General features: G+C 64.4%; 23 protein-coding genes and 1 pseudogene. 3 read left to right on the forward strand and 21 right to left on the reverse strand.

Features of this window, described 5'->3' with window-relative positions; all coding sequences use genetic code 11:
- Window positions 1–36 precede the first annotated feature (36 nt).
- From PAQ31011_RS07685 to PAQ31011_RS07725, 9 genes are all read right to left on the reverse strand, one after another.
- A complete protein-coding gene (locus tag PAQ31011_RS07685) occupies window positions 37–984 on the reverse strand; it encodes an NAD(P)H-dependent flavin oxidoreductase (RefSeq protein ID WP_150575262.1) in 948 nt (315 codons plus the stop codon).
- A gap of 403 nt (window positions 985–1,387) precedes the next feature.
- The gene (locus PAQ31011_RS07690) at window positions 1,388–2,311 is read right to left on the reverse strand and encodes an MBL fold metallo-hydrolase (protein WP_150575263.1); all 924 of its coding nucleotides are present in this window, start codon (window positions 2,309–2,311) and stop codon (window positions 1,388–1,390) included.
- 49 nt (window positions 2,312–2,360) lie between these two features.
- The gene (locus PAQ31011_RS07695) at window positions 2,361–2,792 is read right to left on the reverse strand and encodes a MaoC family dehydratase (RefSeq protein WP_150575264.1); all 432 of its coding nucleotides are present in this window, start codon (window positions 2,790–2,792) and stop codon (window positions 2,361–2,363) included.
- A 71-nt stretch (window positions 2,793–2,863) separates the two neighbouring features.
- On the reverse strand, window positions 2,864–3,106 hold the full coding sequence (locus PAQ31011_RS07700; RefSeq protein WP_150575265.1) for a DUF1289 domain-containing protein: 243 nt from the start codon (window positions 3,104–3,106) through the stop codon (window positions 2,864–2,866).
- A 29-nt stretch (window positions 3,107–3,135) separates the two neighbouring features.
- Window positions 3,136–3,573, reverse strand: a complete 438-nt coding sequence (locus tag PAQ31011_RS07705) for a thioesterase family protein (RefSeq protein ID WP_150575266.1) — start codon at window positions 3,571–3,573, stop codon at window positions 3,136–3,138.
- An 82-nt stretch (window positions 3,574–3,655) separates the two neighbouring features.
- Window positions 3,656–4,174 carry a YbaK/EbsC family protein gene (locus PAQ31011_RS07710; protein WP_150575267.1) on the reverse strand — a complete coding sequence of 173 codons (519 nt, stop codon included), beginning with the start codon at window positions 4,172–4,174 and terminating at the stop codon, window positions 3,656–3,658.
- Between the two features lie 43 nt (window positions 4,175–4,217).
- Complete coding sequence (locus PAQ31011_RS07715; RefSeq protein WP_150575268.1) at window positions 4,218–5,153, reverse strand: hydroxymethylglutaryl-CoA lyase; 936 nt, start codon at window positions 5,151–5,153, stop codon at window positions 4,218–4,220.
- A gap of 93 nt (window positions 5,154–5,246) precedes the next feature.
- The gene (locus PAQ31011_RS07720; RefSeq protein ID WP_150575269.1) at window positions 5,247–6,200 is read right to left on the reverse strand and encodes a 2-hydroxyacid dehydrogenase; all 954 of its coding nucleotides are present in this window, start codon (window positions 6,198–6,200) and stop codon (window positions 5,247–5,249) included.
- 127 nt (window positions 6,201–6,327) lie between these two features.
- Window positions 6,328–6,879, reverse strand: coding sequence for a YaeQ family protein (locus tag PAQ31011_RS07725; RefSeq protein ID WP_150575270.1), 552 nt, complete (start codon window positions 6,877–6,879; stop codon window positions 6,328–6,330).
- 237 nt (window positions 6,880–7,116) lie between these two features.
- Here PAQ31011_RS07725 and PAQ31011_RS07730 point away from each other — a divergent pair, with 237 nt between their 5' ends.
- Complete coding sequence (locus PAQ31011_RS07730) at window positions 7,117–7,953, forward strand: alpha/beta fold hydrolase (protein WP_150575271.1); 837 nt, start codon at window positions 7,117–7,119, stop codon at window positions 7,951–7,953.
- Between the two features lie 23 nt (window positions 7,954–7,976).
- On the opposite strand, the gene PAQ31011_RS07735 is transcribed toward PAQ31011_RS07730, so the two are convergent.
- From PAQ31011_RS07735 to PAQ31011_RS07745, 3 genes are all read right to left on the reverse strand, one after another.
- Window positions 7,977–8,360 (reverse strand): helix-turn-helix domain-containing protein, encoded by a 384-nt coding sequence (locus PAQ31011_RS07735; protein WP_150575272.1) that lies wholly within the window; start codon window positions 8,358–8,360, stop codon window positions 7,977–7,979.
- Between the two features lie 628 nt (window positions 8,361–8,988).
- On the reverse strand, window positions 8,989–9,864 hold the full coding sequence (locus tag PAQ31011_RS26950; RefSeq protein WP_343031666.1) for a helix-turn-helix domain-containing protein: 876 nt from the start codon (window positions 9,862–9,864) through the stop codon (window positions 8,989–8,991).
- Between the two features lie 128 nt (window positions 9,865–9,992).
- The gene (locus PAQ31011_RS07745; RefSeq protein WP_150575273.1) at window positions 9,993–10,916 is read right to left on the reverse strand and encodes a DMT family transporter; all 924 of its coding nucleotides are present in this window, start codon (window positions 10,914–10,916) and stop codon (window positions 9,993–9,995) included.
- Window positions 10,917–11,306: 390 nt separating this feature from the next.
- Between PAQ31011_RS07745 and PAQ31011_RS07750 the strand changes: the two genes are divergently transcribed.
- Entirely contained in the window at window positions 11,307–12,602 is a 1,296-nt protein-coding gene (locus PAQ31011_RS07750; protein ID WP_150575274.1) for a diguanylate cyclase, read from the forward strand.
- 27 nt (window positions 12,603–12,629) lie between these two features.
- Here PAQ31011_RS07750 and PAQ31011_RS07755 read toward each other — a convergent pair whose 3' ends face one another.
- From PAQ31011_RS07755 to PAQ31011_RS07775, 4 genes are all read right to left on the reverse strand, one after another.
- On the reverse strand, window positions 12,630–12,875 hold the full coding sequence (locus PAQ31011_RS07755; RefSeq protein ID WP_150575275.1) for a hypothetical protein: 246 nt from the start codon (window positions 12,873–12,875) through the stop codon (window positions 12,630–12,632).
- Between the two features lie 704 nt (window positions 12,876–13,579).
- A complete protein-coding gene (locus PAQ31011_RS07765) occupies window positions 13,580–13,873 on the reverse strand; it encodes a hypothetical protein (RefSeq protein ID WP_150575276.1) in 294 nt (97 codons plus the stop codon).
- Window positions 13,874–14,080: 207 nt separating this feature from the next.
- Window positions 14,081–15,295 carry a porin gene (locus PAQ31011_RS07770; RefSeq protein WP_150575277.1) on the reverse strand — a complete coding sequence of 405 codons (1,215 nt, stop codon included), beginning with the start codon at window positions 15,293–15,295 and terminating at the stop codon, window positions 14,081–14,083.
- 221 nt (window positions 15,296–15,516) lie between these two features.
- Window positions 15,517–16,437 carry an NAD(P)-dependent oxidoreductase gene (locus tag PAQ31011_RS07775; RefSeq protein WP_150575278.1) on the reverse strand — a complete coding sequence of 307 codons (921 nt, stop codon included), beginning with the start codon at window positions 16,435–16,437 and terminating at the stop codon, window positions 15,517–15,519.
- Window positions 16,438–16,640: 203 nt separating this feature from the next.
- Here PAQ31011_RS07775 and PAQ31011_RS07780 point away from each other — a divergent pair, with 203 nt between their 5' ends.
- The gene (locus PAQ31011_RS07780; protein ID WP_150575279.1) at window positions 16,641–17,444 is read left to right on the forward strand and encodes an AraC family transcriptional regulator; all 804 of its coding nucleotides are present in this window, start codon (window positions 16,641–16,643) and stop codon (window positions 17,442–17,444) included.
- Between the two features lie 87 nt (window positions 17,445–17,531).
- Here PAQ31011_RS07780 and PAQ31011_RS07785 read toward each other — a convergent pair whose 3' ends face one another.
- From PAQ31011_RS07785 to bioA, 5 genes and pseudogenes are all read right to left on the reverse strand, one after another.
- On the reverse strand, window positions 17,532–19,553 hold the full coding sequence (locus PAQ31011_RS07785; RefSeq protein ID WP_150575280.1) for an acetyl/propionyl/methylcrotonyl-CoA carboxylase subunit alpha: 2,022 nt from the start codon (window positions 19,551–19,553) through the stop codon (window positions 17,532–17,534).
- Window positions 19,554–19,743: 190 nt separating this feature from the next.
- Window positions 19,744–20,733 (reverse strand): annotated as a pseudogene (gene bioB / locus PAQ31011_RS07790) (biotin synthase BioB); the annotation flags it as partial.
- 136 nt (window positions 20,734–20,869) lie between these two features.
- Window positions 20,870–21,673, reverse strand: coding sequence for a dethiobiotin synthase (gene bioD, locus PAQ31011_RS07795; protein WP_246179436.1), 804 nt, complete (start codon window positions 21,671–21,673; stop codon window positions 20,870–20,872).
- Entirely contained in the window at window positions 21,666–22,883 is a 1,218-nt protein-coding gene (bioF, locus tag PAQ31011_RS07800; RefSeq protein WP_150575282.1) for an 8-amino-7-oxononanoate synthase, read from the reverse strand. Before bioF ends, bioD begins: the two co-directional genes overlap by 8 nt.
- Window positions 22,880–24,250 carry an adenosylmethionine--8-amino-7-oxononanoate transaminase gene (gene bioA / locus PAQ31011_RS07805; protein WP_150575283.1) on the reverse strand — a complete coding sequence of 457 codons (1,371 nt, stop codon included), beginning with the start codon at window positions 24,248–24,250 and terminating at the stop codon, window positions 22,880–22,882. Before bioA ends, bioF begins: the two co-directional genes overlap by 4 nt.
- Window positions 24,251–24,456: the final 206 nt, after the last annotated feature.

The following is a 24,456-nucleotide window of genomic DNA, read 5'->3' on the forward strand; positions in this document are numbered from 1 at the left end:
CGGCGCGAGACGCAAGCGATCTCGCGCCGAGCTACGTCAGCCCGCCAGACGCCTGCGCGTGTCGTCGTACTCTTGCTTGAGGCGCGCAATGATGTCCGCCGCCGGACGTACGTCGTCCATCAAGCCCACGCCCTGACCCGCGCCCCAGATGTCCTTCCACGCTTTCGCCTTGGAGAAGTTCATCGCGGTCTTGTCGGCCGTGGGCAGGTTCTCCGGATCGAGGCCCGCATTCAGAATGCTCTGGCGGATGTAGTTGCCCGACACGCCGGTGAACAGGTTCGTGTAGATGATGTCGTTGGCACTGGCGTCGACGATGGCCTGCTTGTACGTCTCGCTCGCATTCGCCTCAGCGGACGCAATGAAGCGCGTGCCGATATAGGCGAGGTCTGCGCCCATCGCCTGCGCGGCGAGAATCGAGCCACCGTTGGCGATCGAGCCCGAGAGCACGATGGGGCCGTCGAAGATCTTGCGCACTTCGCCCACGAGCGCGAACGGCGAGAGCATGCCCGCATGCCCGCCCGCGCCCGCCGCCACAAGTATCAGACCGTCCACGCCGGCTTCGAGCGCCTTGTTGGCGTGACGCAGATTTATGACGTCGTGCAGCACGATACCGCCGTAGCTGTGCACCGCGTCGAGCACTTCCTTGGGCGGCGCACGCAGGCTCGTGATAAAGATCGGTACGCGATGCTCGACGCACACGCGCACGTCGTGTTCAAGCCGCTGATTCGACTGATGCACGATCTGGTTGACGGCGAGCGGGCCGACGACGGCATCCGGGTTCGCGGCCTTGTACGACGCAAGCTCTTCGGTGATGCGCGACAACCAGTCTTCGAGAATCTGCGGCTCGCGCGCGTTGAGCGCGGGGAACGAGCCGACGATACCGGCCTTGCACTGCGCGAGCACCAGTTCCGGATAGCTCACGATGAACATCGGCGACGCCACGACAGGCAACGCCAGGTTTTGCAGAATCTTGGGAAGGGCCATGAAGTCTCCTTGAACAGAACGTTCCGTGGGGGCGGTGTCCGTTGCATGCCTTGCGTCGACGCGCAATTGCCGGACGCGCGTGTCGCCTATACGGCAACGCACTTTCGCGAACGATCGTTCGATTATAGGGGGATTCGATGGCGGCTCGGCGCACTGCGTCTCGAAGAAAGCTTCGGTTCCGCCGCGCCTTTTGTCTCCGTATCAGGGAAAGTCCTCTTGGGTCGACGCTCTGTGCTGACTACGATAAAGACGCGTGCCAGGGGACACCGGTAGCCGGTGTCGCAGGACGAGCGCCGCGTTAGCGACCGCAGCGTTCGTCCGGCACGTCACGTCCTCAAACGCCGCTTGCCGTCACTGGCGAGCGGCGTTATTTTTTTGCCGACGAAGCGGGACGCACACCGGCTCAGACGGCGTGCAACGTGTCCGTTTCGGTGTCGTAGCGCAGCGCACCGGCCTTAGCCAATTCCGCGACGAGCGCGTCGAGCAACGCGGGCCATCCGGACGGCGGGGCGAGCATCGCCGCCGCATTGCGCCAGGCGCGCGCGGTATCGAGCGTCGCCTTGAGCATTGCACCCGTCATCTGTCCTTCGGCCATCAACTTGAACACGATCAGTACCTTCAACGCGTTGCGGGCGTTGCGGGCGGGATCGCTTTGCAGATAGTCGAGACGGCCGCGTGCGGCAGCGAGTGCACCGTCGACGTCGTCGAACGGCTTGCCGTGCCCGGGAATGACCATTGAGACGTCGAACTGTTCGATGAGGTCGAGCACGGCGGCCTGCTCGATGAATCCCGACTCGCCGTCGAGTTCCGGGAAGATCACGCCGAAGCCGCGTTCCCAGAGCGCGTCGCCGGAGATGAGAATGCCGTCGGCGGCGTTGTAGAGCATCAGCGCGTGCGGATCGTGTCCGGGCGCGCCAAGCACCAGCCATTCGTGTTCGCCGAGCGGCACAGTGTCGCCGGGCGAGAGTGTGTCGTCGAACGTGAAGCGTGCACATTGCTGGCCGGTCGCGTCGAACGACAGGCGGCGTTCGTCCCAGTGACGCACGGGATCGGCCTCGGCGGCGGGCACCCACGTGCGGCAGCCGTAGCGGGCCTGCAAGGCGGCGTTGCCGCCGCAGTGGTCGGAATGCAGATGCGTGTTGATGAGGCGCGCGAGCGGCTGGCCTTCGGGCAGTGCGTGCGCCACGAGGGCCAGCGTTTGTTCCGAATGGCTGACGTAGCCGCTATCGACGAGCGCGGGCTCATGGCCGAGGAACAGCACATTGTTCGATGAGAGCCAGCCGCGCTCGAACACGCGCAACCCGGCGGGCAGGGTAAGCGAGGTCATTGGGCGTATCTCGTTAGGCGATGGGATGTTCTTTCGCTTGCGTCAGCGATCAGGCCGGTTTGGGGCACACGAGAATCTTGGCCGTGGCCGCGATCACCGTCTCGCCGTGCTGATTCACGGCCTCGCCGTCGAGCGACACGATGTCGCCTGCCAGCTTCTCTTTCCACAAACTGTCGGTGACCGTCCAGCGCACGGTGATGTCGTCGCCCGCATGCACGGCGCGGCGCAGCTTCATGTCGAACTCCAGGCCGAGCGGTTGTGCCGTTTTCGAGTAGTGCGTGGCGAGCAATGCGGCGAGATACGACATCTGCTGCGTGCCCGACGAGATCAGTCCCCCGAAACGCGGATCGGCAGCGGCGTACTCGGCGTCGAGGTGTAGCGGATTGAAGTCGTGCGCGAGCGTGGAGAACTCGCGGATCGAATCCGGCGAGAAGTGATGGTTGGCGGAGAACGTCTCGCCGACGGCAACGATTTTTCCCATGAGTAATGACAGTAGTCGGGACGATAGTTGAGCAGTATTGGCGTGAGTGTCGGCGCGTGTTGCGAAAGCCGCTAAGCGTCGCCGGTACCCGGCTTGTTCACGACCACGCGACGATGCATCTCAGGTGGCGGCTCATGCTCCGCACGTCGCGCGGGCAATAGCGACCAGACGAGGCGTTTGGCGTCGTCCGCCATCGTCGACCACGCCGCGATCTCGTCGATGGTGCGCCAGCAGCCCGAGCACCAACCCGTCGCGGGATTCATGCGGCAGATGTTGGTGCAGGGCGACGGGACGGGGGAATCGAACGAGGTCATGAGCAGTGGGGGCGCGTGGCGCGTCGGTTTCAGATGGGCAGGCCGAGCTTGGCCGCTTTCTCGCGCAATTTGCCGTGAAAGCGTTCCTGATCGACGATCACGCGCTCGTGCGTGCCTGAGCTGACCTTGTCGAGACCGTCCCAGGCGGCAACTTCGAAGCGCAGCGTACGCCCGTCGACGTCGATCAGCTTGCCCCGGATGCGCAGCGTGTCGCCCGCCGGCGTCGCCGCCAGATGCGTGAAGGAGACGAGCGTGCCGAGCGACTGCTCGCGCGGCCAGTCCAGATACGGACGGATCGCCTGAAGGCACGCGCATTCCAGAATGCCTGCGAGATAGCCCGTAGCCAGCACCGCTGGCATGTCGCGGCAAAGCTCGACATCGTCGTAGAGTTCGGGGACGACGGCCTTCTTCGGCACGCGATACGTCCACTCGAATGTCAGGCCCGGCACAAGTTCGGGGCTCGGCATGGCAGGTCTCCTTGTTCTTGTGAGCGGTGACGGTGTGTCGACCGCAGGTCGATCGTGCGTCGTCGGCGACGCTTAGCTACGGTCAGCCACGCAGAGCGACGTCGACGACCGGCGCGCCCGTCATCGCCACCAACTGCTGCGGCGTCAGGTTGAACACAGCGTGCGGGTGGCCGGCGGCGGCCCACAGGCTCGCGAGCTTCAGCAGATCTTCGTCGATCAGCGTGACAGGCGATACGACGTGTCCGATCGGGCTCACGCCGCCAATCGAGTAACCGGTTTTTTCCTTGACGAAGCGGGCGTCGGCGCGGGCGAGTTCACCCACTTGCGCGGCGACCTTCTTTTCGTCCACGCGGTTGATGCCGCTGGCAATGACGAGCACCGGCGTGTCGTCCGCCGCGCGACGGAAGATGATCGACTTGGCGATCTGTGCGACCTCGCAGCCGAGGCCGGCGGCGGCTTCGGCCGACGTCTTGCCGGTGGCGGGCAGCAGTACGATCGGCTGGTCGTGGCCCATGCCCGCGAGTAGCCGCGCGACGTGGCGCGCGCCTTCGGGCAATTGGTCTTCGTCGGCGGATTCGGGGATTTGTGGCGTGTCGCTCATGGTCGGTTCGATCGGGTCCGTGGGGGCGCTTCTGGGGCAGACGTCAGTTAGTCGAGGCAGCGGCGTCTTTCAGCTTTGCGAGCATGGCGCGGCCCACGCGCGAGGCGTTCGGGCGGCCGATGGCTTGCGAAATGAAGTCGCCTGTGTGCACGACCGCTTCGAGATCGATGCCCGTCTCGATGCCCAGCCCTTGCAGCAGATACAGCACGTCTTCCGTCGCGACGTTGCCGGTTGCCCCCTTGGCATACGGACAGCCGCCGAGACCGGCGACGGACGAATGGAAGATCGAGATGCCCGAGAGCAATGCGGCGTAGATGTTGGCCGTCGCCTGACCGTAGGTGTCGTGGAAGTGCCCCGACAGACGCTCGATGGGGAACGCCTTCGCGCAGGCGTCCATGACTTCGCGGGTGCGGGTGGGCGTGCCGACGCCGATGGTGTCGGCAATGTCGATCTCGTCGCAACCGAGCGCGGCGAGTCGTTTGACGACGTCGACTACGCTCGCGACCGGCACCTCACCCTGATACGGGCAGCCGAGTGCGCACGAAATGCTGCCGCGCAGACGTAGACCAGCGTCTTTGGCGGCGCGGGCAACCGGCTCGAATCGCGTGATGCTTTCTTCGATGGAGCAGTTGATATTGCGCTGGGAGAAGGCTTCGCTCGCGGCGGCGAAGATCACCACTTCGTCCGCCTTCGCAGCGACAGCGCCCTCGAAGCCGCGCATGTTCGGCGTGAGCACCGAATAGATCGTGCCCGGACGACGTGTGATGCCGGCCATGACTTCGGCCCCGTCGGCCATCTGCGGTACCCATTTCGGCGAGACGAACGACGTCGCCTCGATGTTGGCGAAGCCCGCAGCCGAGAGGCGGTCGACCAGTGCGATCTTGATGTCTGTGGCGACGGGCTGCTTTTCGTTTTGCAGGCCGTCGCGCGGGCCGACTTCGACCACTTTCACACGTTGGGGCAGATGAGATGCGGACATGGGGATCGGTCTCCTCTAATTCGTCTGGTGGGGGGCGGCCGCGACGCGTTCGGGTGGCGGCTCAGTCGTTGGTTTGTACGCTCGTTCGTTCGCTCAGTAGCCGCGTGTCAGGTCGACGATGCCGGTAATGGCTTCGCCGCGCGACATCGCGGCAATTTTTCCTGCGATCTGCGCGACGGTCTCGTCACGTAGTGTCAGCGCCGAGATGTGCGGCGTGACGGTGATCTTCGGGGCACGCCAGAACGGATGCTCGGCCGGCAGCGGCTCAGTGCGGAACACGTCGAGCGTGGCCCCGGCGATCTGGCCGCTGTCGAGGGCGGCCAGCAGATCGTCGTCGACCAGATGCGCGCCGCGCGCCACGTTGATCAAGTACGCGCCCTGCGCCAGTTTCGCGAACAGGTCGGCGTTCAGCACGTCCACCGTTTGCGGCGTGAGCGGCAGCAGGTTGACGAGAATGCGTGCGCCCGACACGCAGGCGTCGAAGCCCGAATCGCCATGAGCGCCGTGATAGAGGGTGATGCCCGTGTCGTCTTGACGCTCGCTGCGGCTCCATGCGCGCACCGGAAACCCGAACGTCTTCAGCGCTTTGGCCACATGCGCGCCGAGCGTGCCGTAACCCAGTACCGCGACGGGGAAGTCTGCGAGCCGGTTCGGCTTCTGGAATTTCCACTGGCCTTCGGTTTGCTGGGTCTGGAAGTCGTCGAGGCGGCGGAAATACCGCAGGGCGGCGGCGCTGACGTATTGCGCCATCTGGTCGGCCATACCGGCATCTTCGAGGCGCACGAGCGGAATACCGGGCGGCAGGCGGTGCGCGCTCTCGCCGTGCGCGCCGAGCACGCCGTCGACACCCGCGCCCATGTTGAAGATCGCCTTCAGACGCTCACGGGGTTGCAGGACTTCGGCGTTCGGCTTCCACAAGACGATGTAGTCGGCGGGGGCGGTGTCGCCCGGCTGCCAGCCACGAATGTTGGCCTGCGGCAGATGCTCGGCGAGGCCGGTTTCATAGGCGGCAGTCTTGCCGTCCGGAGAGAAGATCAGGATGTCCATGAGGTGCGCGGCAGGCGTGGGTGGACGCGTGCCGTCGCAACAGCTGCGTTCACTCGATTTACGTTAACGTCAAGTGTAACGCAGCTTAGGCTCGCCCATGTATTCGGGCGAGGCCTGAGCCAAAGGCTTAGTCGCGGGTGGCCGCGCGCAGCGTTTCGAGCTTCACCGCGAAATTGTGGCTGTCGTCTGCGACCCAGACTTCGCCGTCCTGAATCGTGCATTGCAGGCGCATCGTGCGCGAGGCCAGCGCCGTCAGGGCTTCGGCGGATTCGTCGTCGAGCATCCGCACGGTGAGGTTCGACAGACGGTTGATCTCTTTCTCGGTGGCCTGCCACCACACGGCGGCCGGCTTGCCGCCGTAGGCGATCACGTCGACATGCTCGGCACGGCCGGCCGCTTTGACCAGACGACGGGCGTCCGGCTGGCCGACATCGATCCAGCGAACGATATCGCCGCCGAAGTCGTGCTCCCACAGATCCGGCTCGTCGGCCGTGGAAATGCCCTTGCCGAACGAGAGACGCTCGCCCGCGTACAACATGAACGCGAGCACGCGCACCATCATGCGCTCGTCGGTCTCCGACGGATGACGGGCAATCGTCAGGTTGTGGGATGCGTAGTAGTGACGGTCGAGGTCGGTGATTTGCACCTCGGCCTTAAAGATAGTGGCTTTGAGCGCCATGCCGGGAAACCGCAGGATTGAAGAAAGCCGCAAGCATACACCAGGCCGTGCAGCGCCCTGTGTCAGGTGTGGGGGGGGCCGTCGCGGGGCCATTGCACTCGGCTCGTGCGCGACGGGACGCGCGCCATCGCGGTCCGGCGGAACGCCTCCGAGAGGCGCGTCATGCCCGTGGCGCGTCGCAGCGAAGGGGCCGCAAGCTCGGTATACTGGCGCCTTCGTCTTACCTGATGTATCCCCATGCCGGTTCCTGCACCGCAAACGATCGACGTCAACGGCTATCCGATGGCCTACGTCGAAACTCCCGCACCCGCCGATGCTGTCGGCGCACCGCTAGTGCTGGTTCACGGATCGCTCTGCGATTACCGATACTTCAAGCCGAATATGGCCCCGCTGGGGCAACGTCGGCGCGTTATCTCGGTCAGCCTGCGTCACTATTTTCCCGAAGCCTGGAACGGTCACGACGGAGAGTTCTCCGGCGAGCAACACGCCGAAGACCTCGCGGCCTTCATCACGGCGCTCGGTGTTGGCCCCGTGCATGTGCTTGGCCATTCGCGCGGCGGCTATGTCGCGCTGCGCACCGCTTTGCTCGCACCCGACACCGTCCGCTCGTTGATCCTCGCCGATCCGGGCGTGGAAATCAGCGGTGGCCCCGTGCAGATTCCGCTCGACAGCGAGCGCGGCAATTTCCGTGAAGCGGCATTGAAAGCCATCGAAGCGGGCGATATCGACGGGGGTCTCGCACTCTTTATCGACACGGTGAGCGGTCCGGACACGTGGCGTCGCATGGTGCCCTGGTTCAAGCAGATGGTGCGCGACAATGCGCGCACCCTGATCGGACAAGTCGCCGAGCCGCGCACGCCGCTGCCGATCGACGCGCTCGGCGCGCTTCACGCACCGGTGTTGCTGATGGGCGGCGCGGAAAGTCCGGCGCCGTATCCGGATGTGCTCAACGCGCTGGCCTATGCGATGCCGGAAGCGCGTCGCATGGTGATTCAGGACGCGTCGCACGGCATGAACCTCGCCAATCCGATCGCGTTTCACCGCGCGGTCGACGCCTTCCTCGGCAACGACTGATCCGGCGAGCGCGTCTTTCACATTCATTCGTCACGCAACAAGCCGTGGCCCAGCCGCAGGCTCAGGGTGCGGACCAGATCGGCCATCCACGCCTGATCGCGGTCGGACAACTTCTGCATGGCGCGATTGAGCGACGGATACGGATCGCACGGGACCGACACGCTCGCACCGATGTCCGCCGCCATACCGTTCGACGCATCGAACGCCAGTAGCTCATGCGGGGGGAGCCCCAGCGTGTCGGCAAGAATGCAGATGTTGCGCAGCGAGATATTGCGTTTGCCGCGCTCGACACCACTCAGATAGGAACGTGCGAGACCGCTCTCCAGCGCAAGCTTGTCTTGCGCCCAGTTGTACTTCTTGCGCAAACCGGCGAGATGTCTGCCGAATCGAAATAAATTGGTGTCCATAAAAAAGTTTCCTTGTTCGGGACGAGAAGATTGGAACAAAAATCCGGCATCGGGGACGGTGCCTCGGGTGTCCCTCGTTTGTGAGGCACGAACTACCGGGAGCGTCGCGCAGATTTTTTGCGGACTTTCGGAGAAGGCACAACGAATGCAGTCATTCCGATGATGGTGGCGGCGCTAGTTCACGTACCGCGCGATGGCTCCGGCGCGCTGCGAGACGCCTTGTCGCCCTCCGTCAGCCAGCGCCGCGCAGTGTGACACTGGTCTGACCGGTAGAAGTAGAGCGGGGATTCTGAAAGGTTCCGCGTTGGGATGTCACTCGATGATGACGAGTCGAGCCGGATATTGTGTCGAGCCTCGTGGAATTGCGGTAGACGTCGACGCGCTGTCACTCCTGTCGTCGTTGATGCGCGCGCCGCCACGTACGCTCCGTTCGTCGACGACGCGGCTCGCGCAAGGGCGGCTATTTTTAATAGGTTAATCAGTCACTTTTACGAGACGAATCATCGCGCATCGCCCCCCGTATGGCCGAGGGACTTTGCGCGATGTCCTAAGCACTAATGGCGTCGCGATGGCGCACGCTTTCGAGCCTCTCTCGATTGCCCCCTCAATCGGCCCTTCAATCGCCCCCTCAATCGCGTTCTTCCCTTCTGGCAGGCCAGCGCGATGGGTTCTCTTGCGCCACGACGTCCGGGCCCGGCGCTGCGGCAGCACGTGATGAGCGATCCGTTTGATCCGTTCGATCCATTTCGCCTTCCTGACGACGATCCGGGTCTGCAATGCGATGTGAGACGCCGCTCGCTTGCGCGTCGGCATGCGTGACGTCGACGTCTGACGACGCTTCGGTCATTCCGGGGTGGCGGGCTGGCGAGGCGGAGGCGGTTTGATGTCGGACAGGAAATCCGGTGTCGAAGGCGGGGTCCATGGCGGCGCGGGCCAGACTGCCGTCGAAAGACGCGTGAGTCACGTCACGGTGAGCAGCATGTTCGATGCCATCCACACGATCCTCGGAATCCGCATCGTCGACAGCGTCCAGGTCTTCACTGTCATCGATCGCGTCGTCGTCGTATGCCTGCGCATGTGCGCCAGCGGATGCCGTGTCTTGGGACGCGGGTGCGTACGCGCTCGTAGCGGACGGCGGGGCGGCATGACTCAGACGCGAGCTGAGACTGCGAATGATCTCCGCGAGCCAGACCTGATCGCGGTTCTCCAGTTTGCACAGTGACCGGCTGATCTGTGGCAGCGGGGTGCGCTCGGAGGCGACCGCGACATCTTCAGCACCGGCGGCCGCTTGTGCAAAACGCAGCATTTCGGACGTTGGCACGCCCAGGGTGTCTGCCAACACGCAAATATTGACGAGGGCGACATTGCGTCTGCCCCGTTCGATACCGCTGACGTACGAGCGTGCCAGACCGCTCTCGAGGGCAAGCTTCTCCTGCGACCAGCCGCGCGCCTTACGCAAGCGGGCCAGATGGTCTCCGAACTGGGCGAGTGGATTGGTTTGCATGGCGAACTCCGTTGACGAGTCACACAGCGTAATCAATCCCCCCGCGCCCTGCGACGTTATATCGCTCTCCTCCCCATGCGTGACGGGCGGGCCTCTATAAAGAGTCGGTGACGCTAATAGCGCAAAATTTATCGGACACTTCCCAATTCATCCGCCACCACAGGCATCGGTTCACGCGCTTTGCGAATCGGCAGATGCCAGTTTTCGCCGAGTGCGACCCCTGCGAGAATCAGCGCACCGCCGACAAGGTGATAACCGGCAAGGTGCTCTCCGAGACCGAAGGCGGCGATCAGCGCTGTGAAGATCGGCACCAGATTGATGACGACCGTGGCGCGACGCGGGCCGATGCGGGCGACGCCGATCATCCAGATAAACGGGGCGGCGATGGACACTGGAATCGTCGCGAAGGCCAGTTCCGGCAGGTTATCCATCGAAACACCGGCCTTCTCCGAAATCAGGTAGAACGGCAGCAGCGCAACGACGGCAAACATGATCTGCGCGTACAGCGATGGTAGCGGCGCGAGCGGCAGATGCCATTTGCGCAACAGCACGCAGTACACGGCGTACGCCAGCATGGCGGCGACCATCATGGCGTCGCCCACACCGATGCCCTGATCGGCGAGATGCAGCAGCGAGCCGTGCCCGACGACCAGCAGCACGCCACCGATCGACAGCAAGCCGCCGGCCAGCGCGCCGGCGGTCAGGGCGTCGCCCAGCAGCATGACGGCGAGCGCGAGCGTCGTGAGGGGTAGCAGCGCCAGAATGATCCCCATATTGGTGGCACTCGTGTAATGCGCCGCCGAATAGGCGAGCCCCTGATAGATCGCCATGCCCAGCACGCCAAGGGTGGCGTACTGCGCCATATGCGGCACAAATTGACGGCGAGCGCGCCACAATGCGGGCAACGCAAACGGCGTGAGCAGCAGCCCGGCGGCGAACCAGCGCAGGAAGGCGATTTCGGCAGGGAAGATATGACCGACGGCGAGCTTGTTGACGATCACGTTGGCCGACCAGATAAGCACTGCGGTCAGCGGCAGAATGAAATTAGCCATGATGTATGCGATGTGCCGGTCGAGCGGTCTAACGAACTACGGGTCGAACTGTCGACAGGCCGACCGGCGGGTGACTTGCGAACTGAGGCAAATTGTCCGCCCTAACGGTATCCGTCGCATAGCGAATTTCGGACAAACGATAAGGGATTTCGGACGCGACGTCGGCGTCCCCCATCGCCCCGCTCGACGCCAGGCACTTCGGAATCGCTCACGGACATTGCCCGCAGGTAGAATGGCGCCTCCGGGCCCTTGCAACGAGCGCCTGCGGATGTCTTCGAACACACGAAGCGCAACGCCCGGCCCCACGGTGCGAAAGGCATCGTGCGCGCATTTCGTAGTCCGTCGTTCTTGATTCGTGGTCCGTGGTTCGTGAGGGTCGATCGGAGCAGCATGGTGTCAGTGAGTCAGCAAGACAGCAACGCGCGCGCCGACGGCACGCCACACCGCAGAAGGACGGGGACCGCCGCTTTGGCGTCTTCCGCTGCGGGTATCGATCCGGCCGTCGCCGGCAAGGGCAAGCGTTTCGTACGACGCATCTATCGTTTGCGGACCATCGGTCTCGGCATCGGATTCTTCTGTGTCGCCGGTGTCTTCTATCGACTCGATCCGCCCACGCCGCTGTGGTTGTGGGCGCTGGTGATCTTCCACGGTTTCGTCTGGCCGCATCTGGCCTGCGTGCTCGCGTTATCGCGTCCGGTCCCTTACCGGGCCGAGCGCACGAATCTAATGATCGACGCGGCATTCGGCGGCTTCTGGGTCGCTGCGATGCAGTTCAACCTGCTGCCCAGCGTCGTCGTTCTCGCGATGATGTCGATGGATAACATCGGCGCGGGCGGCGTGCGGCTTTTCCTTCAGGGACTACTGGCCAATGTCGTGGGCGGCCTGATCGGGATCGCCTTGCTTGGATTCGCCTGGGCCCCCGCGTCCGATACCTTCAACGTCATCACGAGTTTGCCGATGGTGATTCTCTATCCCGTCGCACTTGGCAAGGTCACGTATGACCTGGCACAGAAGCTGTCGCAGCGCTCGCGGGAAATGGAGTACCTGTCGCGGCACGATGGCCTGACGGGACTGCTCAATCGACGTGCGTGGGAGCAGCGGCTGGCCGACATCCACGAGCATTGCGCTCACACGGGGCAACCGGCGTGTCTGGTGCTGATGGATCTGGATCACTTCAAGCGCATCAATGACACGCTCGGCCACGCAGCAGGCGACTCGGCGCTACGTCGCTTTGCCGGATTGTTGCGTCAGCGTCTGCGTGAGATCGACGCAGTCGGACGATACGGTGGGGAAGAGTTCGGTGCCGTGCTGGTCAACACCGGTGAAGTCGCGGGACGGGATCTGATGCATCGGCTGCTCGCCGATTTGCGCGCCCGCGTGGCGCAGGCGGAAGCGCAGATGCAGCAGGACGAAGCGCTTCGGGTGTCGCTCACGGAGTGCACGGTGAGTATCGGACTCGTGCCTTTTTCGAGCGCTTTCGATACCCCGCAGGCGTGGCTTCAGCAAGCCGATCGTGCGTTGTATCGGGCCAAACGTCAGGGGCGCGACGGGATGGTGGTGCTCGATGCCGGCGCGCTCGGCATGTCCGGCGCTGGGGCTGCGCCGGATCGCGAGGACGCGACCGGCGGTGCGGGTGGTACGGGCGGTGCAGGCGGTAAGGGTGCCAACGATACCGAAGGCACCTAGCGCTTAGCGTATCGGTCGCTCAGCGACTTAGCGCGTGCACAGGCGTGCGAACGCGCCGCGCAGCGCCGCAGGCAGGCCGGCGGCGAAATTGAACGGACGGGCCAGTGCAGCCAGACCTTCGCCATTGAGCACGCGAGCGCCTTCCAGATGCGTGGCGAGCACGCAGAAATCTTCACGGCGCATGCCCACACGCTGACACGCGTGATCGAGTTGCTTCAGGTCGTTCGGATGCAGACTGATGGTGAGGGTGATGCGCTCTGGGTCGGTGTTCATGACTTTCAATTTTCTCTTTTTAATACATCGGGCATGACGCGCGGGTAGGCGCATGCCAAACGCCCGCGCGATAACGCGGGCGAGCCGGATCCGACTGCGTGGGATCGGGCCTTTGCGGCGCACATGGCGGACACGTCGAGCGAACGAAACGTCGTCAGGGTAAGGACGATTTCGGTCCGCCGATGCACGCGATGTCTGATCGTGGCGTCGGGTTGATTTAAGTAACGCGTGGGCAATACGAGGCTGTGGGCGCGCAATCCGCCGCCTGAATACAGCGCGGGCGGCGGTACGGCACTAACGCGTGAGAGCGATGCCTCGTAACAACAGGGAGGGCTGACTCTCCATCCGGCCATCACACAAGCGCCGGAATACAGCATGAGTACTGCGGTACTGCGAATTGCAACTGCGGGTATTGCTTTGGTATTGCTGGATGTTGCTTGAATATTGCTTAGATATTGCAGGGTACTGCGGTGATGCGAGACCTTCTGAACTACAGGACTGCGGTTGATGCGTGTACAGCGATGCAGACTTCAAACGACTCATACTGCGACTTGCTGAACTGCTACTGCGGATAAAGCGGAACTACGAGCACTACAAGACTTCCGAACTGCTACTGCTACTGCTACTGCTACTGCTACTGCTACTGCTACTGCTACTGCTACTGCTACTGCTACTGCTACCACCTGCTGCAAGACGACGCTGAATTACGCGGCGTCCTTAAACTGAATGCGGGGGCACGGCGTGACACGGTGGCTACGGCGATAGCGCAACACGCGGTCCATGTGCGCTGCCGAGGCGTTGCGCACTGCACGGCGATGCAACTGCTTCACACGCGCTGCCGACACCGAAACGGCCAATGCCGCGACAACCAACCAACTGACGAAAACCACAACACTTCTCCCCGTTGAGTGCAGCGCCGAGACGATCCGGGATGAACCGATACGCATCGAATTCGAAGGGAAATCAAAAAGCGTGGTGAGCGCCGGTTGCGACTGCATGTAACTTCAATGGAGTGAATTCTAAATAGATTCCCGAATAGGGTAAACCCTTAAAATCGTAAATAGTGTATTTTTTTAGACTCATTAATCCAATATTCCAAACGATCGTTTGAATTTAAAGATCGTTGAATCCAAGGGAAAATCGGCCGAAACCCGCATGCCTTCACGGGTTTGGGCCGATTGGCTGATTTGGCCGGAGACGAACGATCAGAAGCTGTGCTTCAGCCCCATGCCCAGCAGCAACTGCGTTCGGGCACCGGCGTCGATGCCGTAGGAACCGACCGAGGCCGTCGCTTCCACGGCTTGTCCCTGATTCAGGGTTTTGCCGACCGCTTGCTGATAGCCGCCAATCACGTAAGTGGACGTGCGCTTGGACAATGCATAGGTGACGCCCGCATTGAACTGGTTGTAATGCGCCCCGAGGGAGCCGTCGGCGCGCATGCGCGTGTAGCTGTAGCCGATGCCGGTATTGATGGCCGGTGTGAGCGCATAGGTGGCGAACGCATTCACGCTGTCGAACTTCGCGGTGCCGGTGAACAGCGACATGGCGTCGCTCGCGTACTGCGCGTTCGAGAACGTCACACCGAGAATTGCCGGACCGATCGCGTACTTACCGCCCACCCGTGCAATGCTCACCTTGCTTGCCGTGCGGAAACCGGCATTGATCGGCGAATTGAACAGCGAACCCGCGCTGCTCGTCCACTCGCGATACGGCCAGTCGCCGTTGGCGAGCGGGTTGCCACGATTGCTGCCGCCGTCCGCGAAGAAGTAACCGGCCGCGAGCGCGATCGGACCGTTGCTGTAGGCCCCGGCCAGGCCGTACGAGCGACCTGCACCGGTCTTCCCCGCGACGTTGCCGGTCGCATACATGCCTTCGAATTGCAGACCGCCGAAGTTCGGCGTGGCGTAACGGATCGAGTTGTTGATGCGTGCGCCGTTGTCGTAGTTGTCGACGTCGCCCGGCGTGGCGAAGAAACCGCCGAAGTAGCCGTCTGCGGTCAGCCCCTGCACGAGATTGACGACCGGATCGTACTGCCGGCCGATCGTCACTTCGCCCCACGCATCGCTGCGCAGACCGACGATGGCCTTGCGCCCGAACGCGAGGCCGCCGTTGCCCATCGAGCCGTTGACGGCATTGAAACCGCTTTCGATCTGGAACAGCGCTGAGAGGCCGCGCCCCAGCGATTCCGTGCCGCGCAGGCCCCAGCGGCTGCCGCCGATGATGTTGCTTGTGATGCCGGTGAACGACTCAGGACCGTTCGGGACCGCCGTGTGGTTCGCATGCACGACACCGGAGTCGATCGTGCCGTAGAGCGTGACATTGCTTTGTGCGCTGACGCCGGACGGCAGTGCGAGCAACGCGAGAGTCGCGGCGAGCGCGAGAGTGCGCAGGCCGGTGTTCAGGTGTGGACGTTGGTTCATGATGTCGAGCGCGTTGGCGCGCATGGTTGAAATCGACACCGAGAATATTGGCGAACACCTGTTCGGATTCCTTATGAAAATTCCGAAACACCGGAGATCCGCATGGCAGCGACCGCCGTCCGAGGCCGCTGCCAGATTTTCTAGGAACCCTCCTTAGGAACCTTGTGCAAACACCGCGATAAGCGTGCTGACGAAGTTCCCCGCTGGACGCGTAGCTAACGTCAGGACCGGTCTTTATCTTCCTTGCCGGCTGCGTCCTGAACTCGCGGCAAACCGGCGCGGCGCAAGGCGACGCGCGAAAGCGCAGCCCAGTCGAGCTGACCCTCGTCGTGCGCGAGGCTGTCGAGATGGTTGTCACGCAGCACGCTCGCGAACGGCAGGGGCACGTTTGCGGCTTCGCCCGCGAGCAACGCGAGACGCACGTCCTTCGCGCCGAGCGCGAGCTTGAAGCCGGCCGGTTCGAACACCTGCTTCGAAATCGCCCCGCCGTATCCGGTGTAGGCGGGCGTGTTGAAAACCGTCGACGTGACCATCTCGAGGAAGTCGCTGCCTGCGACACCGTGCCCTTGTGCTAGCGCGGCCGCTTCGCTCATCGACTCGATGGCGCTGGCGATCATGAAGTTCGACGCGAGCTTCACGACGTTTGCCTGCTCGGGCGTGTCGCCGAACCGCCAGGTGCGCTGACCGAGCACATCGAACAGCGGCTGGACCGTATCGATGACGGACGCCTCGCCCGCCACCAGCACGTTGAGCTTTCCGGCTTCGGCTACGTTTACGCGTCCGAGCACCGGTGCTGCCAGATAACGCAGTCCCAGCGTTTCGCACTGTACGCGCATCTCGCGAGCGAAATCCAGCGAGACGGTGGCCATGTTCACGACGATGGCACCGCGCGTGAGCGCGTGCAGCGCACCGCCATCGCACAGCACCGTGCGCGACGTCTCGTCGTCGGCCAACATGGCGATCAGCACGTCGACGCCCAGCGCGGCCTGAGCGGGGCTCGCCGTCGGCGTGGCGCCTTCGGCCGCAAGTGCGTCCACGGGGCCGCGCGAACGGTTCCATACGCGCAGCGAGAAGCCTGCGTTCAACAGATTGCGTGCCATCGGGGCACCCATCGTGCCGAGTCCGAGAAATCCGATATTCATGTGTTCTCCTGATGCAAAGGAATGCGTTGCAGCGCGTGGGGCCAGCGGCCGCCGGGCCGGTCGAGTCCATTGAACCCCCGCCGGGGCGACGCGCGTCAGCCAGCAGCATGACACCGGACGCGAGTTTGCGCAGAGGAGACCGGCGAACTGTAATATGGACGCCATCGACCCGCACGGGCAGGCGCCCCGTTCTGCCCCTCACCATGACCGTTCGCTACAACTGGCCGACCTTCAAGACGCTGCCGTACCCGGTCTACTTCCGCTACGACGAGTTCGACGCGCAGACCGCCTGGGTGCCGCATCGTCACGACTGGGGCACGTTCAGTTACGTGGCGAACGGCGTCATGCAGATCGAGATCGAGGGCACACGCTTTCTCTCGCCGCCGCAGTACGCCGTGTGGGTGCCGCCGAAGGCGACGCACGCGAGCTTCAATGCGGACGCCGTGATTTACCGATCGGTGTACATCGACGCCTCGCTCGCCAGTGCCCTCCCGGCGAAGGCGGCGACGTTGCGCATCAGCGGCTTGCTGCGCGCGATCCTGCTGGACTTCGCTGAGCGCGGTGTCGCGTGTCCGGAAACGGATGCCGACCGTCGGCTCGCGCAGGTGCTCATCGACCAGATCGCGCTGGCCCCGGCGGAGCCACGCTTTCTGCCGCAGGCGAGTTCGCCGTCGCTGGTGCGTGTGCTGGAAGCGTTACAAAGCGAACCTGCCGACAACCGCACGCTCGCCGCATGGGCGAAGACGATGTCGATGACGGAGCGCACATTGGCGCGTCACTGTCTGACGGAGCTGGGGATGACGCTGGGGCAATGGCGGCAGCGCATGCGCTTTCTGCGGGCCATCGAGGGATTGGAGGCGGGGCGGACGGTGAAGTCGATTGCGTTCGATCTGGGCTACGCCACACCGTCGGCGTTCATCGAGATGTTCACGCGCCAGTCGGGACTGACGCCGGAGCAATTCCGGCGTCAGACGATCCTCAGCGCGTCGGCGCACGATTCGGTGTGACTCGGCGTGATTCAGCATGACGTCGGCGCGACGTCGACGTAAAGCCGAGGCGTCGCGCGCGACGCAGGACTTATCGCGCTGGAAAACTCACCGCTTGAACGCCAGCAACTGCGCGCCTTCCGGCACCTGATCTCCCACGGCGTACAGCACTTCTTCGATCTCGCCGTCGGCCGGTGCGCTGATGGTGTGTTCCATCTTCATCGCTTCCATCACGAGCAGCGGCGCGCCTTTCTCGACCTTCGTGCCTGCCACCGCAAGCACGGCGATGACCTTGCCCGGCATCGGCGCGGTCAGACGGCCTTCGCCGCCTTCCTGCGCGCCTGCCTGCGCGAGCGGATCGTGCCAGCGCAGCGTCCACGACTGACCGTCGGCGAAGACGTGAGCCGTCTCGTGTTCGAAGTCGACGTGGCCTTGCACGCGGCGCTCGCCGAGCGTCACGCGGTACACGCCGGCGTCGTGGGTGTAGCGGTACGGGAACGTTTGCCCGTCGACGGTCAGCGTGCTGGCCTGTGCGCCGCTCGTGAGCACGACGTCGAGGCGCGTTTCACCATGATCGAACGAGAGCGTGCGCTGATAGTCGCCGTTCAGCCGCCAGCCCGTCGCGAGTTGCCACGGCGAATGACGGTCGATGCTGTCCTGATACTTACGGAAGCCGACGACGGTCTCGCGCGCGAGCTGCGCGGCGACGGCCAGCGCGAGCGTCGTGGCGGGCACTGGCGCTGCGGCCGGGAACAGCGTGTCGCGATGGCGTTCGATGAGGCCCGTGTCCAGATCGGCCCCGGCGAACGGCTCGCTCGCCACGAGACGTCCGAGGAACGCGATGTTCGTTTGCACGCCGACCACACGGTACTGGCCCAGCGCACGACGCATGCGCGCGAGCGCTTCGTCGCGGTCCTGTCCCCACACGATCAGCTTGGCGATCATCGGGTCGTAGAACGGAGAGATGGTGTCGCCTTCGCGCACACCCGAGTCGATCCGCACGCCAGCGGGCGACGTCGTGCCGCCGATTTCGAACTGCACCGCCGCGGGCGGGCGCAGCGTCGAGAGCGTGCCCGTCGACGGCAGGAAATTGTTATCCGGATTCTCGGCGTAGATACGTGCTTCGAGCGCGTGACCGTGAATGCGCAGCTCGTCCTGCTTGCGTGGCAGCACTTCGCCGGCCGCCACACGCAGTTGCCATTCGACCAGGTCGAGGCCAGTGATCATTTCCGTGACGGGGTGCTCCACCTGAAGACGTGTATTCATCTCCATGAAGTAGAACGAGCCGTCCTGATTGGCGATGAACTCGACGGTGCCTGCACCCACGTAACCTACAGCACGTGCGGCATTGCACGCGGCTTCGCCCATGGCACGGCGACGCGCTTCGGTCATGCCCGGCGCGGGTGCTTCTTCCAGCACCTTCTGGTGACGGCGCTGCACCGAGCAGTCGCGCTCGAACAGATAGACGCAGTTGCCGTGCGTGTCGGCAAACACCTGAATTTCGATGTGACGCGGACGCGTCAGATACTTCTCCACGAGCACGCGTTCGTCGCCGAAGCTGCTCGCCGCTTCGCGCTGGCACGAGGCGAGCGCGGCGCGGAATTCTTCGGTGCGCTCGACCACGCGCATGCCTTTACCGCCCCCCCCGGCGCTGGCCTTGAGCAGCACCGGGTAGCCGATTTCGTCGGCGCGCGCGTGGAGGAAGGCGGCGTCCTGATTGTCGCCGTGATAGCCCGGCACTAGCGGCACGGCCGCGCCTTCCATCAGCGTCTTGGCGGCGCTCTTGCTGCCCATCGCGTGGATGGCGCCGACCGGCGGGCCGATGAAGACGATGCCTGCCTCATGGCAGGCGGCGGCGAACGCCTCGTTCTCGGACAGGAAGCCGTAGCCCGGGTGGATCGCCTGCGCGCCCGTGGCTTTGGCGGCATTGATGATGGCGTCGATGCGCAGGTAGCTTTCGCGCGCGGCCGCACCGCCGACATGTACCGCTTCGTCGCACACGGCCACATGCTTGGCGTGTGCATCGGCGTCGGAATAGACAGCGACCGTGCGGATGCCCAGCCGTGCAGCCGTGGCGGCCACACGGCACGCGATTTCGCCGCGGTTGGCGATGAGGATTTTGTCGAACATGTTGCCTCCGGAAAATGATCGATTTGGGCGGCGCCGAGGGCTAACGTCCCCGCTTGTGACGGGGCGTCAGCGCATTGGCACCATTCTCTTTGCTATTCAGCTTTGCCGCCACATCGGATCGTCTTGTGCGATCTGATCGATGTGGCGGCTTTCATCCTTCAACGCTTGCGCGGCAACTGCGTTGCTCCGCTTAGTGGGTCGCGCAGGGCTTCAATGCGTCGCACTCGCCAGCGTCGCCAGCATTCTCCGCACCGAGCTTCTCCTCGGTCGACGTGCGCATACCGAGACGCGCGAGCAGCGCGCGGTCGGCTTCGGCTTGCGGGTTCTGCGTCACGAGCAGCTTTTCGCCGTAGAACATCGAATTTGCCCCGGCGAGGAAGCACAGCGATTGCAGCGAGTCGTCCATCATTTCGCGCCCGGCCGACAGACGCACCATTGCGCGCGGCATCGTGATACGCGCCACGGCAATCATGCGCACGAAGTCGAACGGATCGACGCTCTCGTTGTTTTCCAGCGGCGTGCCCTCGACCTTCATCAGGTTGTTGATGGGCACCGACTCCGGATACGGCGACATGTTCGCGAGCTGCGCGATCAGACCGGCGCGCTCACGGCGCGTCTCGCCCAGACCGACGATGCCGCCGCAGCACACCTTGAGACCGGCGTCGCGCACACGGGCGAGCGTGTCGAGACGGTCCTGATACGTGCGCGTCGTGATGATCTGGCCGTAGAACTCCGGCGACGTATCGAGGTTGTGGTTGTAGTAGTCGAGACCTGCGTCACGCAGTTGCTGCGCCTGACCGTCGCGCAGCATGCCGAGCGTCACGCACGTCTCCAGACCCAGCGCCTTCACGCTGCGCACCATCTCGCCCACGGCGTCGACCTGATGCGGCTTCGGGCTGCGCCACGCGGCGCCCATGCAGAAGCGCGTAGCACCGGCTTCCTTGGCGCGTTGTGCGGCGGCGACCACTTCTTCGACGGGCATCAGCTTCTCGGCTTCCACGCCGGTGTCGTAGCGCGCCGACTGCGGGCAGTAGGAGCAGTCTTCCGGGCAACCGCCGGTCTTGATCGAGAGCAGCGTCGAGAGCTGAACGGCGTTGGCGTCGAAATGCTCGCGGTGCACTTGCTGTGCGCGGAAGATCAGGTCGTTGAACGGCAGGGCGAACAGCGCTTCGATGTCGGCGACGGTCCAGGGCGTGTCGTTACGGCGCAGCGCTTCGTCGTGGCCGTGAGCGGCGGTGTGTGCGTGAACTTGCATGGTGAGATTCCTTGAATTCTGTGTGTTCGATGTTGGCGCGATGACGGTGTGTGGATCGCGCTCAGGGGGCCGTATGCGGGCGAGGGCCGGACGACGTTTGCGCAGTGCGATGCAGTGCGCTGTCGACCAATGGCGCAATGTCGAGATAACCGGAGGCGGTCGCCGCGTCGGGGTGAGGCAGATGCGGCACGCGTCCGAGCAGCGGTGCGCCGAGTCGCGCGGCAATCGCATCGACATTCGCGTCCACATGACGCATCTCCGGATCGACGTGATTAGCGACCCATCCGGCAATCGTGAGACCGCGCGACGTGATCGCCTCGGCGGTGAGCAGCGCATGGCTGATGCAGCCCAGACGCAGGCCGACGACGAGGATCACCGGCAGGCCGAGCTGACGCGCCAGATCGGCGGTGTCGGGCGCGCTGGCATCGGGGCCGAGCGGCACCCGAAAGCCGCCGACACCTTCGACGATCACGAGGTCCGCTCGCGCGGCAACCCGTGCATAGCCCGCCCGGATCACGCTGCAATCGAGGTCGATGCCTTCGGCGGCAGCAGCGATGTGCGGTGCGGTGGCGTCCTTGAGCACGTACGGGCAGTACCAGTCGTCGGGCAGCTTCAGATTGCTCGCGTCGTGCAACTGCTCCACATCTTCATTGACGAAACGACCGTTGTGTTCCGATGCGCCTGCGGCCACCGACTTCAGCCCGGCGCACACCAGTCCGCGACGCGCTGCGGCATGCAGCAACGCCGACGAGACGAGCGTCTTGCCGATCTCGGTGTCGGTGCCCGTGACGAAGAACGCGTGACGCGCGGGCGTCGCACGCTCGGTCGGGGCATTGGCGGCGGTGATGAGGTTGCGTTCAGCCATGCGCGTGCTCCGTCCAGTCGTTGTCGAGTTGATTGATGGCGCGGGTCAGGCGCGCCACGTCTTCGGCCGTATGTGCGGCACTGAGCGTGAGGCGCAGGCGCGACGTGCCCGGTGCGACCGTCGGCGGACGAATCGCGGGCACCCACAATCCGGCTTCTGCCAGCCCGGCCTGCGCGTGCAGTGCGGCGGCGTTCTCGCCGAGGATGATCGGCTGCACGCCCGTGGGCGAGACCATGTGATGCCAGTGCTTGAGCGTGAGCGAATCGCGCAGTTGCGCAATGCGCGCTTGCAGCGTGGCGCGACGTTCGCGGCCTTCGTCGCCCGCGATGATCTTCAGGCTCGCGAGCAACGCGTGCGCCTGCGAGGGCGCTGCCGCCGTCGTGAAGATATACGGACGGGCGCGATTGATCAGCCACTCGATCACGCTGCGATTCGCGGCGACGAACGCACCGCCGACGCCAGCGGCCTTGCCAAGCGTGCCGATGATCACCAGGTTCGGCGAGCGCATATCGAAGTGTTCGAACACGCCGCGTCCGTTGTCACCCACGACGCCGAAGCCATGCGCATCGTCCACGATGAGCCACGCGTTGTGACGCTCGGCGAGCGCGAGCAACTGCGGCAGTGGCGCGATATCGCCGTCCATCGAGAACACGCCGTCGGTGACGATCAGCTTCGTCTCGGCGGTGCTGGCTTCGAGCAATGCTGCGAGGGCGTCGACGTCGCCGTGCGGATAGACGTGCGTCTTCGCGCGCGAGAGCCGTGCGCCGTCGATCAGCGAGGCGTGGTTGAGCGCTTCGGAGAAGATATCCGAATCCTTGTTGGCGAGCGCGGAGATCGTCGCCAGATTGGCCATGTAGCCGGTGCAGAAATACAGCGCGCGACCGTCGACCAGATGCGGCGACATGAAGTCGGCGAGCGCGTCTTCGAGTTCCGCGTGCGCCTGCGAATGGCCGCTGATGAGGTGCGACGCACCGCTGCCAGCGCCATAGCGTTGCGCACCTTCGATGAGCGCTTCGACGACCTTCGGGTGCGCGGCCAGCCCGAGATAGTCGTTGCTCGCGAAGGCGAGTACGTCGCGGCCGTCGGCGTTCACATGCGGCTGGCACGGCGTGCTCACCACGCGATGACGGCGGCGCAGATGCTGACGGTCGATCTCGGCGAGCCCGGCGTCGAGGCGGTCGAGCAGGGGATGTGGGGGATGGGTCGTCATGCGGCCACCTCCTGCTGCATCGTTGCGTCGAAAGCCGCGAGCGTTTGCGTCGCCAGCCAGTCGGTGGTGCCGTCGTCGAGTACGTACGGCGGCATCAGGTACACCGTCGAGCCGATCGGACGCAGCAACACGCCGCGCGCACGGGCTTCGGTGTAGAAGCGTTTCGCGAAGGCTCCGGCCGCGCCGGGGGCGTCCGGTAGCACAGCGTCGAAAGCCCAGATCATGCCGCGATGACGGAAGTGCTTCGCGCGCGGATCGTCGGCCAGCGGTGCGAGGGCTTGCGTCAGGCGCGCAGCGCGCACGGTGTTGCGGGCCAGAACGTCGTCGTCCGCGAAGATGTCGAGCGTGGCCAGCGCGGCACGGCACGCCAGCGGATTACCGGTGTACGAGTGCGAGTGCAGGAAGCCGCGCGCGGTGTCGTCGTCGTAGAAGGCGTCGTAGATCGCGTCGCGCGAGAGCACCAGCGAGAGTGGCAGATAGCCGCCGCTGATGCCCTTGGAGAGCGTGAGCAGATCGGGCCAGATACCGGCCTGCTCGCTCGCGAAGAACGTGCCGGTGCGGCCGCAGCCGACGGCGATTTCGTCCGCGATCATGTGAGCGCCGTGCTTGTCGCACAGCGCGCGCACGAGGCGCAGGTATTCCGGATCGTGCATCGCCATGCCGGCGGCGCATTGCACCAGCGGCTCGACGATGACGGCGGCGATTCGCCCTTCGCGCTCGGTGAGCAGCGTGTCGAGTTCGGCGGCGGCACAGCGGGCCACGTCGACGGCCGTCTCGCCGTCGCGGGCCTGACGCGCGTCCGGCGAGGCCACGACGTGCGCATGGCGCAGCAGCGGATCGTAAGCGTCGCGGAACAGGGCGACGTCGGTCACGGCCAGCGCGCCGAGCGTTTCGCCGTGATAGCCATTGCGTACGCAAACGAATTCGCGCTTGTCGCTGTGACCCTGATTGCGCCACGCGTGAAAGCTCATCTTCAGGGCGATCTCGACGGCCGACGCGCCGTCGGACGCGAAGAACGCATGGCCGAGCACGCCGCCGGTCAATGCCGACAGACGCTCGGACAAGGACACGACGGGCTCATGCGTGAAACCGGCGAGCATCGCGTGTTCGAGGCGGCCCAACTGATCGATCAGCGCCGCATTGATGCGCGGGTTCGCGTGACCGAACAGATTGACCCACCATGAACTGATGGCATCGAGATAGCGTTCGCCGCCGGTATCGACGAGCCAGGGACCTTCGCCGTGAGACAGCGCGACGAGGGGCAGCTTTGCCTGTTGCTTCATCTGCGTGCAGGGGTGCCAGACCTGTCGCAGACTGCGCGCGGCGAGATCGCCGGGACCGTGGGGAGGGCGCGGGGTGGCGTCCATCTTTGACTCCTTTGAGGGCCGTGACGGGTGATGAACCGGGCGAGATGCCCGACGTTCGTCGTCCGTCTGGCTGGCCGGTGCGGGGCATGGCGCGCTGCGCTGCTGCACGTGGCCGGAGGTGGGGGATGGGCGCATGGTAGGCAAAGCGATTTGGCAGGGCAATAGGCGGATTTGGTGCGAAAACTCGCTGTTTTATGAGCCGTAAA

The sequence above is a fragment of the Pandoraea aquatica genome, assembly GCF_902459565.1.
In the GTDB taxonomy this organism is placed as follows: Bacteria; Pseudomonadota; Gammaproteobacteria; order Burkholderiales; family Burkholderiaceae; genus Pandoraea; species Pandoraea aquatica.